Source organism: Terrimesophilobacter mesophilus (genome assembly GCF_014200375.1).
In the GTDB taxonomy this organism is placed as follows: domain Bacteria; phylum Actinomycetota; class Actinomycetes; order Actinomycetales; family Microbacteriaceae; genus Terrimesophilobacter; species Terrimesophilobacter mesophilus.
Genome location: NZ_JACHBP010000001.1, coordinates 1,735,734 through 1,751,064, shown reverse-complemented (window position 1 = coordinate 1,751,064; position 15,331 = coordinate 1,735,734). Strand labels below are relative to the sequence as shown.

General features: G+C 68.6%; 16 protein-coding genes. 4 read left to right on the top strand and 12 right to left on the bottom strand.

Annotated features, from left to right (window positions below; translation table 11 throughout):
- Positions 1-6 precede the first annotated feature (6 nt).
- The 5 genes from BKA04_RS08720 to BKA04_RS08700 are packed head-to-tail and all read right to left on the bottom strand — an operon-like array spanning position 7 to position 3,732.
- Positions 7-603, bottom strand: a complete 597-nt coding sequence (locus BKA04_RS08720) for a vitamin K epoxide reductase family protein (protein ID WP_325052433.1) — start codon at positions 601-603, stop codon at positions 7-9.
- The gene (locus tag BKA04_RS08715; protein ID WP_104096063.1) at positions 590-1,708 is read right to left on the bottom strand and encodes an ABC transporter ATP-binding protein; all 1,119 of its coding nucleotides are present in this window, start codon (positions 1,706-1,708) and stop codon (positions 590-592) included. Before BKA04_RS08715 ends, BKA04_RS08720 begins: the two co-directional genes overlap by 14 nt.
- Before the next feature lies 1 nt (position 1,709).
- Complete coding sequence (locus BKA04_RS08710; protein ID WP_104096062.1) at positions 1,710-2,528, bottom strand: ABC transporter permease; 819 nt, start codon at positions 2,526-2,528, stop codon at positions 1,710-1,712.
- On the bottom strand, positions 2,525-3,328 hold the full coding sequence (gene modA, locus BKA04_RS08705; RefSeq protein WP_167309706.1) for a molybdate ABC transporter substrate-binding protein: 804 nt from the start codon (positions 3,326-3,328) through the stop codon (positions 2,525-2,527). Before modA ends, BKA04_RS08710 begins: the two co-directional genes overlap by 4 nt.
- Positions 3,329-3,330: 2 nt before the next feature.
- Positions 3,331-3,732, bottom strand: coding sequence for a TOBE domain-containing protein (locus BKA04_RS08700; RefSeq protein WP_104096061.1), 402 nt, complete (start codon positions 3,730-3,732; stop codon positions 3,331-3,333).
- Positions 3,733-3,820: 88 nt separating this feature from the next.
- Between BKA04_RS08700 and BKA04_RS08695 the strand changes: the two genes are divergently transcribed.
- The 3 genes from BKA04_RS08695 (at position 3,821) to BKA04_RS08685 (ending at position 6,037) form a co-directional block, all read left to right on the top strand.
- Positions 3,821-5,155: a molybdopterin molybdotransferase MoeA gene (locus BKA04_RS08695; RefSeq protein WP_104096060.1), complete on the top strand. Its 1,335-nt coding sequence runs from the start codon at positions 3,821-3,823 to the stop codon at positions 5,153-5,155.
- On the top strand, positions 5,152-5,640 hold the full coding sequence (gene moaC, locus BKA04_RS08690; RefSeq protein WP_104096059.1) for a cyclic pyranopterin monophosphate synthase MoaC: 489 nt from the start codon (positions 5,152-5,154) through the stop codon (positions 5,638-5,640). Before BKA04_RS08695 ends, moaC begins: the two co-directional genes overlap by 4 nt.
- Positions 5,641-5,719: 79 nt before the next feature.
- Positions 5,720-6,037, top strand: coding sequence for a DUF2249 domain-containing protein (locus tag BKA04_RS08685; RefSeq protein ID WP_104096058.1), 318 nt, complete (start codon positions 5,720-5,722; stop codon positions 6,035-6,037).
- Positions 6,038-6,065: 28 nt separating this feature from the next.
- On the opposite strand, the gene BKA04_RS08680 is transcribed toward BKA04_RS08685, so the two are convergent.
- The 5 genes from BKA04_RS08680 to BKA04_RS08660 all read right to left on the bottom strand — a co-directional run bounded on the left by BKA04_RS08680 (position 6,066) and on the right by BKA04_RS08660 (position 10,059).
- Positions 6,066-6,524, bottom strand: coding sequence for a luciferase domain-containing protein (locus BKA04_RS08680; RefSeq protein ID WP_232842015.1), 459 nt, complete (start codon positions 6,522-6,524; stop codon positions 6,066-6,068).
- An 87-nt stretch (positions 6,525-6,611) separates the two neighbouring features.
- Complete coding sequence (locus tag BKA04_RS08675; protein ID WP_104096057.1) at positions 6,612-7,121, bottom strand: MogA/MoaB family molybdenum cofactor biosynthesis protein; 510 nt, start codon at positions 7,119-7,121, stop codon at positions 6,612-6,614.
- 57 nt (positions 7,122-7,178) lie between these two features.
- On the bottom strand, positions 7,179-7,631 hold the full coding sequence (locus BKA04_RS08670; protein WP_104096710.1) for an iron chaperone: 453 nt from the start codon (positions 7,629-7,631) through the stop codon (positions 7,179-7,181).
- Positions 7,632-7,777: 146 nt separating this feature from the next.
- Positions 7,778-8,599 carry a phosphosulfolactate synthase gene (locus BKA04_RS08665; protein WP_104096056.1) on the bottom strand — a complete coding sequence of 274 codons (822 nt, stop codon included), beginning with the start codon at positions 8,597-8,599 and terminating at the stop codon, positions 7,778-7,780.
- A 38-nt stretch (positions 8,600-8,637) separates the two neighbouring features.
- The gene (locus BKA04_RS08660) at positions 8,638-10,059 is read right to left on the bottom strand and encodes an MmgE/PrpD family protein (protein WP_104096055.1); all 1,422 of its coding nucleotides are present in this window, start codon (positions 10,057-10,059) and stop codon (positions 8,638-8,640) included.
- A 175-nt stretch (positions 10,060-10,234) separates the two neighbouring features.
- On the opposite strand from BKA04_RS08660, the gene BKA04_RS08655 reads away from it, so the two are divergent.
- A complete protein-coding gene (locus BKA04_RS08655; RefSeq protein ID WP_198413314.1) occupies positions 10,235-10,969 on the top strand; it encodes a ferredoxin--NADP reductase in 735 nt (244 codons plus the stop codon).
- Positions 10,970-10,987: 18 nt separating this feature from the next.
- Here the strand turns inward: BKA04_RS08655 and BKA04_RS08650 are convergent, their stop codons facing one another.
- Complete coding sequence (locus BKA04_RS08650; protein ID WP_104096054.1) at positions 10,988-12,496, bottom strand: HNH endonuclease signature motif containing protein; 1,509 nt, start codon at positions 12,494-12,496, stop codon at positions 10,988-10,990.
- Between the two features lie 220 nt (positions 12,497-12,716).
- Positions 12,717-15,329 carry a multicopper oxidase domain-containing protein gene (locus BKA04_RS08645; protein WP_104096053.1) on the bottom strand — a complete coding sequence of 871 codons (2,613 nt, stop codon included), beginning with the start codon at positions 15,327-15,329 and terminating at the stop codon, positions 12,717-12,719.
- Positions 15,330-15,331: the final 2 nt, after the last annotated feature.

The window sequence follows — 15,331 nt, the reverse complement described above, 5'->3', positions numbered from 1 at the left end:
CGTCGATCAGAAGAACTCGCCGAGCACGTCGAGCTGCACCTGGGCCAGCACGGCGATGACGACGTAGCAGACGAGCGTTGCGGCGGGGATCCAGAAGAACCCGACCGAAGCCACCCGGCGAAGCGGAGCCGGAACCGGCTCCGACCGCAGCGTGTGCAGCACGACGACGAAGAAGACGGGGATGGTGACCACCCAGGTCACCATGCACCACGGGCACAGCACCCGCAGCACGAAGATGCTCTGGATGATGAACCAGACGACGAGAGCGAGGGCGGCGGCCGTGCCGATGCTGAACAGTGCCCAAAACCACCCCGCGAACCGGGCGCCCGCGAGCATCCCGACGCCGACCGTGATGACAGCCGCCCAGAACACGAGTCCGAGAATCGGGTTCGGGAACCCGAAGACGGAACCCTGCACGGAGTTCAGGTTGTCGCTGCACCCGATGAGCACGCTGAAGTTGCAGCCCAGCTGGACGTTCGGGTTCTCGAGGAGGGCGATCTTGTCGAGCGTCAGCGCGAGGGAGGCGAGAAGACCGATCGCCCCCGTGACGAGGAGCGTGATCGGCAGGCCGACCGGTCTGCGCACGGAGTCAGTCAGAGGCACGCTTCCAGTCTGTCGCATCCTGGGCCTGGCCGTGTCGAGGGTAGACCGTGACAAACTCCGGTTCGACGTGCAGCGACACGGCGGACCCCGAACCCAGCCGCCGCGCAAGTACCTGCGATGACGGAACTTCGGCGATGACCTCGTCGCCGGCAAGAACGATCCGGATGCCGCCCGCGGCAGGCTCGAGCGCGGCGACCGTGCCCACCCACGAGTTCTCCACGGCAGGATTCGGCTCCGCGCCCGGCTCCCGGACGGTGACCGCCGACCGCGGAAAGGCCACCCAGGCCTCACTGCCGACGGGCGGGAGATCACCGCTGCCCGCGAAGATGTGGCCGTTGGCGACGGCAACCAGTCCACGGCCGGTTACTCGCCCGGCCAGGAGGTTGAGACCGGCCAGTGACGCCGCGAAACCATTGACCGGTCGACCGAGGACATCGGAGGCGCTTCCACTGTCGGCGATGCGGCCGCGCTCGAGCGTGACGACACGGTCGGCCAGCACGACGACGTCGACCACATCGTGGGTGACCAGCACCGTCGTCGTCCTCGTGCTCGACAACCGCTCCCGCAGCAGGGTCCGGATGCTCGACGCGGCCTCGACGTCGAGGGACGCCATCGGCTCATCGAGCAGCAGGAGATCGGGTTCCGCTGCGAGTGCCCGCGCGATGGCGACCCGTTGCTGCTGCCCGCCGGACAACTCGGCCGGCCGCCGCTCCTCGAACCCGGCGAGTCCGACATCCGCAAGCCACTGCTCGGCCAACCTGTCGGCGGCGACTCTCCTCCCGTGCCCGGCGCGAACACCGAAGGCCACATTGTGCATCGCACTCAGGTGTGGGAAGAGCAGCGGTTCCTGCCCCAACAGGCCCACCCGGCGCGCGTGCGGGGGCACCGACATCCGCTCGCCGGCGCTCATGCGGGTCAGCGCGCGCTCGTTCACCGAAACGCTCCCCGCCGTTACGGGGACGAGGCCGGCCAGAGCTCCGAGGAACGTCGATTTGCCGGAACCGTTGGGCCCTAGTAGAGCCAGCACCTCGCCCGCGCCCACGACGAGACCCGCGTCGAGGACGAAATCTCCACGGCGGACCACCACCTCCGCGCTCAGAGTCATATCAACGCTCCGGTTCTGACCGCCAGCTCCGCATGAGGAGCAGGATGGCAACCGCGACGACGATGAGGAGCAGCGAGAGGGCGACGGCGGAGTCCTGGCTCACGCCGGCGCCGTTGAACGCCGTGTAGATCGCGAGGGGCATGGTGCGCGTGATGCCCGCCGCATTGCCCGCGAACAGTGCCGTCGCACCGAACTCGCCGAGCGCGCGGGCGAAGCACAGGACCGTCCCCGACACGAGGCCGGGCAGGATGAGCGGGAGCGTGATCCTGCGAAACACGGTCCACCTGTCGGCACCGAGCGTCGCGGCGACTGTCTCGAACCGGGTCCCGGCCGTGCGCAACGCCCCCTCGACGGCGATCACGAGGAACGGCAGCGCGACGAACGACTGCGCGATGACGACGGCTGCGGTCGTGAACGGGATGCGGATGCCGAACGCCGGTTCGAGCACGGCCCCGACGAGCCCGTTGCGCCCGAGCAGGTAGAGCAGGGCGATGCCGCCCACGAGGGGCGGCATGACGAGCGGAAGCGTCGTGAGCGCGCGCAGGACACCCGCCACCCGATCCCCCGACCGCGCGATGACGAGAGCGAGGGGCACCCCGACGATCGCACAGAGCACGGTCGCGGTGGTGGCGGTCTGCAGGGAGAGTTCGAGCGCGGAGAGCGCCTCTGGCGACGTGATGGCGGCCGGAACCCTCGGCCAGTCGGCCCGGACGACCAGGCCGATGACAGGGAGGAGCAGCAGTGCGAACCCGATCGCCGCCGGCACGTACAGCAGTCTCGGGATCCCCACCGGCCGCGCGCCGGCCGCCCACCCGGTCATGGCTTCGCGAATCCGTACGTCGCGAGCACTGCCTGGCCCGGGGCCGAGAGCACGAACGCGATGAAGGCCCTCGCGACATCCGGGTCGGCCGCATCCGCGAGCGCGGCGATCGGGTAGGTGTTGGCTGCCCGCTCCGCGCCGGGGATCGTCACACCGTCGACGGATCCGGCCGCCGCCGCGACGTCGGTCACGTAGACGAGACCGGCATCCGCCTCACCGGCCTGCACCTTGGCGAGCACGGCCTTCACGTTCTGCTCCTCGCTCACCGGCGTGATCGTGACACCGTCGAGGTCGAGAATCGTGTGGGATGCCGCGCCGCACGGCACCTCTGACGCGCACAGCACGACCTGCACGCCCGGCTTCGCGAGATCGGAGAGGTCGGTGATGTGCAGCGGATTTCCCGCCTGGACGACGATCTCGAGGGTGTTGGATGCGAAGTCCACCGGTGACCCGTCGAGCTCGCTCGCGACCTTCGCCATGTTCGCCTCGTCGGCGGAGGCGAACACGTCGGCCGGTGCGCCCTCGGCGATCTGCGTCGCGAGACTTGCGGAGCCGTCGAAGGAGATCGGATTCACGGTCACGGCAGGGTTGTCGGCCCCGAATTCCTTCGCGAGCTCGGTGAAGGATGCCGAGAGCGAGGCGGCGGCGAAGATCGTGAGACTGCCGGAGAGTCCCGTGGCGCTCGCGCCCTGGCGATCCGACGCGGTCGGAGCGCACGCAGAGAGGAGGAGTGCCGAGACTCCGATCGCTGCGGCCCTGAGCGCCAGGGATCGTGTGCGACGGGCTGAGGTGCCGCGCACAGTCACGAACCGTTCGGCGTCTCGACGATGACCATGGTTGCCTTGACGACGGCGACGGCGAGGGACCCGATCTCGAGCCCGAGGTCGCCCACGGCCTCGGTGGACATGAGCGAGACGATGCGATGGGGACCGCACTGCAGCTCGACCTGCGACATCACGGTGTCGCTCACGATGGCCGTCACGAGCCCGACCATCCGGTTGCGTGCGCTGCTGCCGATGCCGGACGGGTCGCCGGGTGCGACCGCGGTGGCCTGCGCGTGGCGCGCCAGCTCGGTGCCGGCGATGACCTGGCGACCTGCGTCGTCCTGCGTCGCCTCCACGACATCCGCGACCACCCAGCGTCGGACGGTGTCATCGCTCACGCCGAGCAGCCTGGCCGCTTCGCTGATCCGATACTGCGTCATGAATCACAGGTTATCACCGCATCTGCGGGTGGAATGGGCAGATCGAGTAGCTGCACGTCCGCACCCTGCGCGTCGATAGGGTTGAGACATGACACAGCGGGACGGCCACGGCGAGCATGGGCATGGCCCCGGCGGCGAGAGTCACGACGGTCACGGGCACGACGGTCACGGGCACGGCCAGCACGGCCCGGCGACGATCAGCGTCGCGGAGCATCGGGCGCGCATCCTCGCAGCGGTGTCGTCACTCCCCGCTCGCACCGTGCCGCTCGCACTCGCGCAGGGTCGGGTGCTCGCAGCGGATGTCGTGGCGCGCGTCGACGTGCCGGGGTTCGAGAACTCCGCCATGGACGGCTACGCACTGCGCCAGGCCGACGCCGCGGCGGCGACACCGGATGCGCCCGTCACGCTGCAGGTCGTCGCCGACCTTCCGGCCGGTTCCGCCGAGGACCCGCCGCTCGCCGTCGGAGATGCCGCCCGGATCATGACCGGCGCGCCGGTCCCCCACGACGCGGACTGCATCGTTCCGGTCGAGGACACCGACGGCGGCACCGTGACGGTGCTCATCCGTCGCGCCCCGGAGCCCGCAGCGCACATCCGCCACGCGGGATCCGACGTCCGAGCAGGCGAGACGGTGCTGCCAGCCGGCCGGATGCTCGGAGCGCGCGATCTCGCCGCGGCGTCCGCAGTCGGTGTCCGGGAGCTGCTCGTCCATCCGGCGCCACGCGTCGGAGTGCTCTCCACCGGCACCGAGCTGCGCCCGGCGGGCGAACCGCTCGCGCGCGGCCAGATCCATGACTCGAACTCGATCCTGCTCGCCGCGGCCGTCGCCGAGTGCGGCGGTATCCCCGTGCAGCTCGGCTCCGTGCCCGACGACGAGGATGCGCTACGGGCGACACTCGAGAAGCACGCGGGCAGCGTGGACGCATTCGTCACCTCGGGCGGGGTGAGCGTCGGCGCCTACGACGTCGTCAAGGCCGTGCTCGCCCCGCTCGGCGTCTGGTTCGGTCCCGTGCGCATGCAGCCGGGCAAGCCGCAGGGGTTCGGCGACTGGCCGGGCCGCGACCGCAATGCCGGCACCCCGATCTTCGCGCTCCCCGGAAACCCGGTGAGCGTGTTCATCTCGTTCGAGGAGTTCGTGCGCCCGGCTCTCCTCGCGATGCAGGGGCGGACGGATGTGCAGCGCGAGGTGGTGCGCGGCGTCGCCTCAGAACAGTGGCGAAGCCCGGCAGGCCGTGCGCAGTACATGCCGGTCGTCGCCGAACGGCATTCGGATGGCACGTTCGCCGTTCGTCCGGCCAGCGGCGGCGGCTCCGGTTCCTACCTCGTCGCAAGCCTCGCGGGGGCGAACGCTGTGGCCGCGGTGCCGGAAGACGTGACCATGGTGCAGGCGGGCGACCTCGTGGATGTCACACTGGTTCCATGAGCGAACAGCCCTTCACCCACCTGGATTCCGCCGGCGAGGCCCGCATGGTGGACGTGACTGCCAAGACTCCGACGGTGCGCGAGGCAACCGCCGCAGGGTTCGTGCGGTGCGCACCGGCCGTGATCGATGCACTGAGCTCCGGCACGGCACCCAAGGGCGATGTTCTCGCGGTGGCGCGCATCGCCGGCATCCAGGCCGCCAAGCGCACGCCGGACCTGCTCCCTCTTGCCCACGTCATCGGGGTGCACGGGGCCAGCGTCGACCTCGAGGTCGTCGACGACGGAGTGCGCATCGAAGCCACCGTGCGCACCGCCGACCGCACCGGAGTCGAGATGGAGGCCATGACGGCCGTCGCCGTCGCGGCGCTCGCCGTCGTCGACATGGTCAAAGGCATGGACAAGACGGTGCAGATCGAGAACGTGCGGCTGCTCGCGAAGTCCGGCGGCCGCTCGGGAGACTGGCACCGGCCGGCATCCGCTCACTGAATCCTCCCCCGAAGGAGCGAAACGAATTGTCACGGTCGCGCGCTCGGCACTGAATCGGCATCGTGCCTATCGTGGAAGCATGACTGCGGAACCGATAGACCTCCAACGGCACGCCCCGAGCGGCACGGCACACTCCGGATGCGCTTGCGGACAGGAGAACGAGAGCGAGATCGTCCTGGATGTGCGGCAGATTCCGCACGCGATCCGGCACGCGACCATCTTCGGGGCTCTCGGCTCGATCGCTCCTGGGATCAGTATCGATCTCGTCGCAGACCACAACCCGCTGCCGCTTCTCGCCCAGCTCGAGCAGCGGGAGCCGGGGCGGTTCAGCGTGTCCTACCTCACGGAGGGCCCCGAGATCTGGACGCTCCACATCACGAGGCAGCACGCCGCCTGACCTACACGGTCACCAGACCGGCTGGTTCTCAACCTCTCGCGAAGTCGATGCTCTCACCGATCAGCTGCATGACCACGAGCAGTTCTTCGCGGTCCCGCGGGCCATAGACCATGATCTCGGTGCCGTGCCCGACGTAACGATGCGGCTCTCCCCAGCCCAGCGCACACACCTCCCGTGCACGGTGGATGGGCAGACACAGGTGCAGGCTCGTGTCGAACACCCCGTGAAGGTGGACCGGCTCGAGCGGGTCCCCCTCCGACGCGAGCGACGACTCTGCGATGCGGGCCATGGGCAGTCCGTCCAGGAGCACCGCGCGAGATGATGGCGGGCACACGGAACTGTGCCCCTCGATGACCCCCTGAAGTGCGAAGATCGCAGCCGCGGTGTGGCCCCAGGTCGCGGGGCGGGACTGCTGGCTCAACTGCCGGTGGGGACCTGACGCCGATGTCTTCGGTCGCACACCCGGCCGGCCGGGAAGATCGGACATGCCACCGAGGATATGCTCATGCGGTTCCGTTCAGCCCGGCCTCGGGCCGTGAAAATGAGGCCGGGCAGGTTGTCGACGTGGGACCGCTCAGTGGTCTCCGCCGTCGAGCTGGCTCAGGATGTGCGGCACGAGCGGCAACAGCACGTCGAGACCTTCGTCGACGGCTTTCACGGACCCGGGCAGATTGACCACGAGTGAGCCGGGCGGGTCCCCGGCGATGCCGGCCAGACCCCTCGTGAGCACGGCCATCTTCGTGTTCCGCGCACCCTCCCGGCGCAACTCCTCCGCGATCCCGGGGAGTTCGCGCGTGAGAAGTGGCCGCGTGCCTTCCGGGGTGAGATCCCTCGGTCCGACGCCGGTCCCTCCGCTCGTGATGACGAGACGCGCCCCGTTCCGGATGGCGGAGCCGATCGCATCCGCGACACTGTCCGCGCCGTCCGGAACGAGCACGGAGTCGACGAGGTAGCCCTCTGCTTCGAGGCGCTCGACCGCCCGCGGACCCGACGCATCCGGACGCTCGCCGCGCGAACTTCGATCGGAGACCGTGATCACCCTCGCATGGACGGGGGACTCAGGGCCGTCGTGACGATGTTCCATGACCACTACCGTACGACCCCGGCACTCTGCCCGCGCGAGACCCGGCCGTGGCGCTGGTCAGCCGGCCGCGCGCTTGACGAGGCCGCGAAGTTCCTTCTCGACCGCACTCGTGACCTCGAGCACGGCGTAGGCCGCTGGCCAGAAGACGCCGTCGTCGAGCATGGCATCCTCGCTGAAACCGATCGTGCCGTAGCGGGTCTTGAACTTGGCGGCCGACTGGTAGAACACGACGACTTTGCCGTCGCGGGCGTAGGACGGGAAGCCGTACCAGGTCTTGGGCTCGAGCTGGGGCGCGACCTCGGTGACGATCGCGTGCAGCTTTTCGGCGATCGCGCGGTCGGAACCGGTGAGCGCGGCGATCGCGTCACGACAGGCCTGCGCCTCCCGCTCCTTCTTCTCCGCTGCCTTGCCGCCCTTGCCCTCTTCGCGCAACTCGGCGGCGCGCTGTTTCATCGCCGCGCGTTCCTCTGCGGTGAACTTGCCTTCCGTATTGCCGGACCTGCCTGCCATGATCCCCACTCCTTCATCACGTCGCCCGTGTGATTCACGATCGTCGTGAGACCCACGTTACAAGCGTCGCCCGTGCCTGCGCTTCTCGATTCCTGCTCAGTCGTCCGAGCAGTCTCTACGCAGAATCCACGGGCGACGGATGCGGCTCAGAAGGCGGGGTTCGCGATGCGTCCCCACGTCGACTTGTTGCCCCAGATGTTCTGGCGCAGCCCTTCGAGCTGCAGCACCTGCGAGTGGTCGACGAAGAGGTTGACCTCGTTGCCGTAGTTCTTGATGTACCACTCGAACACGAGCGGGTCTGCGGACTCGAACATGACGTGCTCGATACCGACACCGTTGATGATGGAGGCGACGGGCGCCGTGTTCCAGGTCGTCACGTTCTCGGTGATGCCCTCCGACTCGATCATGATGATGTCGGCGCCGGCCTCGAGAGCCTTGTTGGCGCGGGCGACGAGGTCGCCGACATCCTTCTTGCCCTCCGCGGCGAGCTCCTCCTCCGTCGAGTCTCCGCCGGACCCGAACTGGATGCCGAGCTCCGGCTTGGCCTTCAGGCCGGCCTTCTTGACCCGCTCGATCAGGCGCAGCAGACCGGATGTCGGAATCGATATGAAGCCGGCCGAGATCTCGATGACGTCGAAACCGACCTCCTTGGCCTCCTTGAGGTAGTGGTCGATGGCATCCGTTCCGTAGCGCTGGACGGTTTCCAGCCATCCGCCGGAGGAGATGTAGGCGTCGTGCTCGTGGGCGAGGTCGCTGAACGCGCGTACCTGCTCACGTGGGAGAAGGGCGAAGGATCCGCCCGCCCACTTGACGCCGTCGACCCACTGGCCGGCCACGTCGAGCACGTCGGCGAGGTGCCGGGTTCCGTAGGTGGAGTAGTACGGACCGCGCACCTCGGTGAGTCCGAACGTCCGGGGCTTCTCGGGGCGGAATGCGCGCGGGATGAAGTCGAAACTCGTGTTTGCCATGATGTTCTCCTTGTGGGTTATGGCTCGCCTGCTCCGCCCTACGGGCGGTGACCTGCCTTCTGGGTGGATCCGTTATCCCGCGTCGACGGCGTGCGTCGCAGCGGCACCCGGGCGAGGAGCGTGGTGAGCTCCCTGACCGGCCTCGAATCCAGGTCGTGAATGACGCCTGCGAGTTCGTCGCGCAGGGTCGCCCCCGTGAACGGCGTGACGAGCCCGGTGAATTTGGCGAGCGCATCCGCCCAGTCGAGCGGGTTCGTGAAGAAGCCCTTATACGATGCGGTCTCGGCGTTGAGCACGGTGCCGTCGGCGAGTTCGACCTCGACGCGGGCGGGCATCTCGTTCGGGAACCTGGCCGAATATCCGGCATCCGGGGTCACGGTGACCTTCTGGAGGAGCTCCTGCACGTCCGCGCGCGCGATGCGCTCCGGCTCGTACGCGGCCGGCTGTACCTCGCCGTCGAGGAGCGCCGCGGCGACCATGTACAGCAGGGAGTGGTCGGCCTCCTCCTTCGTGCGAATCTCGCGCTTGCTGCCCTCCTCGCCGCCACCGATGATGTCGAAGGCGACCTGGAAGGTCGTGACCCGCACGGCCGCGATCTTCGTCGCGTCGAATCCGGCCTGCGAGCGGATGCCGATGGCGGCGTCGATCGAGGACTGCGAGTGGATCTCCGCGTTGTGCTTCTTGATGATCGTGCGCAGCACGCTCTCGAGGTCCTCCTTCGACCAGTCGATCGTGAAGTCGCCCGCGATGGTCTCCTTGAACCCCTTGTTGCCCTCGAACACCCGCTCCGGGCCGGTGATGCCTGCGCGTGCGAGGAGCGCGGCGAACGTGCCCTCTTTGCCGACCTGCGGGTAGGCGAGACCCTTCCAGTTGGAGAGATTCCCGGTGCGGGTGACCCGCAGCGCGTTGTTGGCCGTCCCGGAGATCGCGATCGCGTTGGCGGTCTGGTCGACGCTCAGCCCGAGCGCCTTCGAGACGGCGGCGGCGACCGCGTATGCGCCCTGCACGGTATGGTCGAAGCCCTTCGCGCGGACGGGGGCGACATCCGACAGCCTCGTGTGGACCTGGTAGGCGACCGCGACGGCAGTGAGGAAGTCGGCTCCGCCGGCATCGGCGCTCTCCGCGGCGGCGAGCACAGCGCCGATGTTGTCGGACGGGTGGTTCGTCTCGCCCGCGGCGAGGTAGCTGTCCATGAAGTCGAGGTAGCGGCTGAGCGCGATGTTGTAGAACGCGGCGCGGTCGGGCGCGGATGTCCCGCCGCCGATGAGAGTCGATTCCCCGTTTCCGCCGAGCGATTCGGTGAGCTCGCGGATGGCGACGAGGGGCCGTGCGTCCAGGGCTGCGATCGCGATGCCGACGGTGTCGAGCACGCGGATCTTCAGCTGTTCCACCGCGGCGGGACTCAGCCGGGAGAACGTCGCGCCGTGGACGAACGCTGCCAGGTCGTGCACTTCGGTCATCGCGGACCACCTTTCACTTCTAAAATCACCGTACGCTCTTTTTAGAAAACGTGCCGAGCCGTTGGCCTGCTGCAACGCTCGGTTTCTAAAAACTCAAAATGGTATTCTTAGAAATGTGGGCGGGTGCCGCGGAGAACTCCCCCCGTCGCTTCTCCGCCTGATCGGATGAATCACCATGTCTGAACCCGTGTCGCTCCCGGCCGTCAAACTTCTCGCGAAGGAGGCGGTCGCGTCGAACACCATGTCCTTTCGATTCGAGAAACCCACCGGATTCGAGTACACCGCCGGCCAGTTCGCCGACTACACCTTGCTGAACCCGCCGGAGACGGATGCCGAGGGCGACATCCGCGGCTTCTCGTTCTCGAGCGCGCCCTTTGAACCGTTCCTGCAGGCCACGACCCGACTTCGCGACACCGCGTTCAAGCACGTGCTCCGGGATGCGGCCATCGGCACGGAGGTGCTCCTCGACGCCCCGTGGGGGTCCTTCACGCTCCACCACAAGGTCGAGCGCCCGGCCGTGTTCCTCACCGGGGGCATCGGGATCACACCGGCGCGCTCCATCGTTCTGCAGTCGGTCCACGATGTGACGGGCCACTCGATCACCGTCTTCGATTCCAACCACACACCCCAGGAGGCGGCCTTCCTGGACGAGCTCACCCGGGTCGCCGCCGAGAATGACCGAATCACCTACGTTCCGACGATGAGCGGGCTGGGCGATTCCCGGCATCAGTGGGCCGGCGAGACCGGCCACATCGACGCGGCGATGCTGTCGCGGTATGTCGACGACCTCGCGGCGCCGATCTACTACGTGTGCGGGCCCGGCGCCATGGTCAAGGCCATGCGCGGTGTCTTGGATGCCGCGGGAGTCGACAGCGACGACATCCGCACCGAGGAGTTCACCGGCTATTGAATTAGGGGTACTGCCGGGTCACGCTTGGGCGAGCTGTCGTTCGCTCTTGCGCGGTCGTTCGCTCTTGCGCGCTCGTTCGCGCTGAAGATCGCGCAGCGCGGCGCTCTTGAATGCGAGTCGCCTCGGCACGTGGCCGACCCCGGCATCCGGTGGCGGGTGAAGCCAGTACTCGCTTCCTCGTCGCTCGATCTCCCAGTGGTTGTTATGGAGGAGCATGTGATGGTACCGGCAGAGGAGAACCCCGTCGCACAGGTCGGTGTTGCCCCGGTCACGCCCCCACTGGTTGATGTGGTGGGCCTCGGTCCAGCTCGGCGGACGATCGCAATCCGGCCAGACGCATCCGCCGTCGCGGGCCGCGAGCGCGATCTTCTGGCGACCGGTGAAGAGGCGCTCCTCCCGGCCGAGCGCGACCACATCATCCGTCTCGGAGAAGCGGATCGGTAGTATGCCCGCGTCGCACACGATGCGGTTGACGGTGTCGATCGAGACGGGCAGGCCCGTTCCCTCGATGCGGCCGGCGCCCGCTCCCGTGCTCAGGGCCGTTTCGGTCACGAGCACGCGTACGGCGGGCGTACGCGAGCCGACGATACGCGGAAACCCCTGCCGACCGCCCTGGTCGACAGAGACACCGAGTCGGATGAGCCCGGCGAACGCATCGTGCAGGTACTGCTCGTTCGTGCGCGCGTCGTCGATGACGTTCTGCGCCCACGCCTGGTCCTCGGGATCGACGAAGCGCGGACCGTTGCGCCGGGGCGACGTGAGCTTGTCGTAGAGGTCGTCAAGATAGGCCGCCGTCTCGATGTCGGGGTCGATCGTGTAACGGGGAAGACCATTGGGCCGCATGCTCCGCCGGAACGACCGCTGCTCGTAGATGAGTCTCTCGCGAGTGGCGATGCCTGCGGCGTCGAGTTCATCGCGGACCCGCCGCGCGAGCGTGAGCATTCGGTCGGCGTTCACTCCTGTGGCCTCGGCGAGCAGGCGGATGACCGCTCCGGTCAGGTCGTCCGCGCTCACCCCGACCCCTGCGGCGTCGACGGAGGGTTCACCGAGACCGGTACGGATCGCTCGCGCCGCCTCCACGGAGAGTTCACCGGACGCGACAGCTGCTCCGGCCGCTGCGAGCCACGGCTCAGCAGGCCGGTACTCCGGCGGGAGCTCGCCCGTCTCGGGGTCCGCGAGCTCGGCAGCCCGCGCCTCGTGCACCATCGCGCCCACGGTGACGAGCGTGGAGGCGTCCCGCCCGGTCGAACCCGTCGCACTCTGCACGAGCTTCTGCGGGGAGGAGAATCCGTTCTTCTGGGCGAGCCCGCGGTACCCGAGATCGGGACGTGATCGGAAGGCCACCTCCCCCGCGACGAGCGACGCGACGGCATCCAGCGCATGGCGAGCGTCACCGATGCGACGCTGCACCTCAAGGAGAGAATCGTCATCCAACCCCTTGACCTCGGGAAGTGAGGAGGGCACAGTAGCGACCGCGGCATCCACCGCGTCGAGCGGTGTCGTGAAGATAGCTACGGATATCGCCATGCAGCTACTCTCCCAGTTTCGAAGATAGTGCGGAAGGGGTTGAGGACAATCTTGGGATAAGTCATTCAATCCCGGCCTGTGGAGGACTAGAGGGCGAGCGAGGGGGTCGGGTTTCGACACGTGGGCGACGTCCGGCACTCGGCCAGGCGGGCGCCAGACCACGCCACGCACTCGACCAGCGGGCCACTGAGCCCGGATCGGCGGTCTCAGCCCTTCGGATTCAGGGCCCGGTCACGTGGAACACACCCGCGGCGCCCTTCTCCGCATCCGACATGATGTGCGTGACGAACGTGTAGTTGCCGGCCTCCGGGAACGTCAGCTCGACGAAGCCGCCCTGCGCCGGCTGCAGCGCGAGAGCCTGACCGCCGCCGACACCGGTACTGCCCCCCTCGCGCAGCAGGTAGTCGCCCTCGGAGTACACGGTGTCGAACTGGCCGCCCACGACGTGGAACGAGCTCGGCCGATTCGGTCCGGCATCCAGCACCCAGATGCGCACCCGTTCGCCGACCTTCGCCTGGAGCGGCCGGTACTTGTACTGGTTCGCGTAGCCGTTGAAGACGACGAGGTCCGGGTTCTGCGTCGCGATGCGCGTCGCATCCGCTATCGCACCCTGCGCCCCCAGGTAGTACTCGGACTGGACGAGCACGAACTCCTGGTCGACCGGTGCGAGCCCCGGCGGGTCGATGATGACGGCGCCGAACATGCCGTTCGCGATGTGCAGGGACATGGGCATGGTCGAGCAGTGGTACAGCCAGATCCCCGACCGCGTCGCCGTGAAGGTGTAGGTGAGGCGCTCGCCCGGCTGGATGGTGCGCATGGGCTTGTCCGGTGCGAGCGAGCCCGCGTGGAAGTCCACCGAGTGCCCGAGCGTGCCGTCGTTGACGAGCGTGATCACGAAGGTGTCCCCGACGTGTCCGCGCAGGGTCGGGCCGGGTGCCGTGCCGTCATAGGTCCACAGCGTCTGCTTGACGCCGGGCGCGACCTCGCGCATCCCCTCGCGCACCGTGAAGGTGTACTCGTGGGTGGTGCCGGATGCCGCCGGAGGCAGCACCGCGTCGCGCGCCTCGAAGCTCGCATCCGGCTCTTTCATGAGGTCGATGTCCTGCGCCGCGGATGGCCCCGTCTGCGCCCCGTGATCATGGCCACCCGGCAGGGGGGCGCCGGACGGTCCGGGTTCCGCCGACGCCCCTCCGACCATCTTGACCGTCATGACCATGCCGAGGAGCCGGTGTCCGGCGATCGAGCACCAACCGTCGATGTTCGAGCCGACGACGCCCACCGCGACATCGGTGGTTGTGCCGGGGTTCATGATCCCGGACGATGCCCCGTTCGCCAGGACGAGGTCGTGCACCTGGTCGTCCTTGTTGGTGAGGCGGATGACGAGCTTGTCTCCGGCGGGCACCTCGACGACATCGGGGTTGAATCGCATGTTCTTCATGCTGACCTCGACGGTCGTCGTGTGGCCGGTCGGGGTCACGGACGCTGCGGGCGCCGTGAGGTTCAGCCCGGCGGCCGTCGGGTCGAGCGCGATCCCGATCGTGAGGGCGATGACGACGGTCGACACGGCCGCCGCGAGCGCGGCGCCGCGGCGGGAGGCCGGTGGCGCTGCACCGTCTGCCGGAGCCGCTTTCGCGGGCGTGGCCGTCACGCGCGAGCCGCGCACCGCGCGCACGGCGAGCACGAGGAAGACGAGCAGCACCGCGAACACGACGAACGAGACGACGACCTTCACGAAGCTCGGCACCGGCAGCAGGTACACGACGATTCCGAGGTTGACGACGGCGATGCGATACAGCGCGGCACGGTCGAGTTCGCGGGCCGTGCGCCTGCTCGCCTCCGGTCCGCCGCCGAGCACGACGGGCAGCAGGTAGCTGAGCGCGCCGACGAGCACCTGCGCGGCGAAGCCGACCGCGAACGGGCCGACGAGCCAGCCGACGCCGGATGCGGCATCCGCCCAGTCCTTCGCCGTGGCCACCACGACGCCGAACGCGATGGTGCAGAACACGAACCACAGCACGCCGGCGCCGAGACTCCAGCTCGCGAACGTGCCCTGCGCAGAGCGCCTCGCCTGCCGCACCCCCTCGACGACGACGAATCCGACCCCGACGAGATAGACGAGGACGCCGAGAGCGAAGATCGGCCGGACGTCGAAAGCAACCGAGCCGCCCAGGATGACGAGGCCGCCGACCATGAGCCGGAGGGCGCGGCGGGCGATCGCGTCCACGGCATCCGAGACCCGCGTGTGCAGCACCGTGGGCCAGAGCAGGATGATCGTGCCGACGACCGTGAGCCCCACCCACCCGAGCAGGTTGAAGGCGAGGTGGGCGGGGTAGATGCGGTCATGCAGCCCCTCGGGCAGTGCGACGCGCGCCATGACGATGCCGAGGCCCACGCCTATGACGAGGGCGACTGCGGCCGCGATGTAGTACCAGACGAGGGGACCGAACCTGGCCGGCAGCGCACCGCGCGACTGGATGAACAAGGTGACGGCGTGGACGACCGCGACGAGCCCGACGAGGATGCCGCCGGCCAGCACGAGCGGCCAGAACCCGGTGACCATGCCCGCGACGACGACGCCGGCGCCGAGCGTGTGGCCGCCGAGCCGCACACCGTGGAAGGCCCGGCCACCGGGGGCGGGGCGGCGCAGCAGCGTGTCGGCGAAGTGCTGGCTCCAGACCAGGATGGCTGTGCTCACGGCGCCGAGCAGCAGCAGGTGGACCATGAGCCAGCTGCCGGACGGCACGAACCGGTGCACGAGCACGATGACCGCGGCCGCGACGAGCCACAGGCCGATGAGCCCGTTCATGAGCAGGTACCAGAGCTTACGGCTCATTC

Coding starts and splice junctions, on each gene's coding strand:
- BKA04_RS08715 (WP_104096063.1), bottom strand. CDS start 1,708: ATGACTCTGAGCGCGGAGGTGGTGGTCCGCCGTGGAGATTTCGTCCTC.
- BKA04_RS08710 (WP_104096062.1), bottom strand. CDS start 2,528: ATGACCGGGTGGGCGGCCGGCGCGCGGCCGGTGGGGATCCCGAGACTG.
- BKA04_RS08700 (WP_104096061.1), bottom strand. CDS start 3,732: ATGACGCAGTATCGGATCAGCGAAGCGGCCAGGCTGCTCGGCGTGAGC.
- BKA04_RS08695 (WP_104096060.1), top strand. CDS start 3,821: ATGACACAGCGGGACGGCCACGGCGAGCATGGGCATGGCCCCGGCGGC.
- moaC (WP_104096059.1), top strand. CDS start 5,152: ATGAGCGAACAGCCCTTCACCCACCTGGATTCCGCCGGCGAGGCCCGC.
- BKA04_RS08685 (WP_104096058.1), top strand. CDS start 5,720: ATGACTGCGGAACCGATAGACCTCCAACGGCACGCCCCGAGCGGCACG.
- BKA04_RS08680 (WP_232842015.1), bottom strand. CDS start 6,524: ATGTCCGATCTTCCCGGCCGGCCGGGTGTGCGACCGAAGACATCGGCG.
- BKA04_RS08675 (WP_104096057.1), bottom strand. CDS start 7,121: ATGGAACATCGTCACGACGGCCCTGAGTCCCCCGTCCATGCGAGGGTG.
- BKA04_RS08670 (WP_104096710.1), bottom strand. CDS start 7,631: ATGGCAGGCAGGTCCGGCAATACGGAAGGCAAGTTCACCGCAGAGGAA.
- BKA04_RS08665 (WP_104096056.1), bottom strand. CDS start 8,599: ATGGCAAACACGAGTTTCGACTTCATCCCGCGCGCATTCCGCCCCGAG.
- BKA04_RS08660 (WP_104096055.1), bottom strand. CDS start 10,059: ATGACCGAAGTGCACGACCTGGCAGCGTTCGTCCACGGCGCGACGTTC.
- BKA04_RS08655 (WP_198413314.1), top strand. CDS start 10,235: ATGTCTGAACCCGTGTCGCTCCCGGCCGTCAAACTTCTCGCGAAGGAG.
- BKA04_RS08650 (WP_104096054.1), bottom strand. CDS start 12,496: ATGGCGATATCCGTAGCTATCTTCACGACACCGCTCGACGCGGTGGAT.
- BKA04_RS08645 (WP_104096053.1), bottom strand. CDS start 15,329: ATGAGCCGTAAGCTCTGGTACCTGCTCATGAACGGGCTCATCGGCCTG.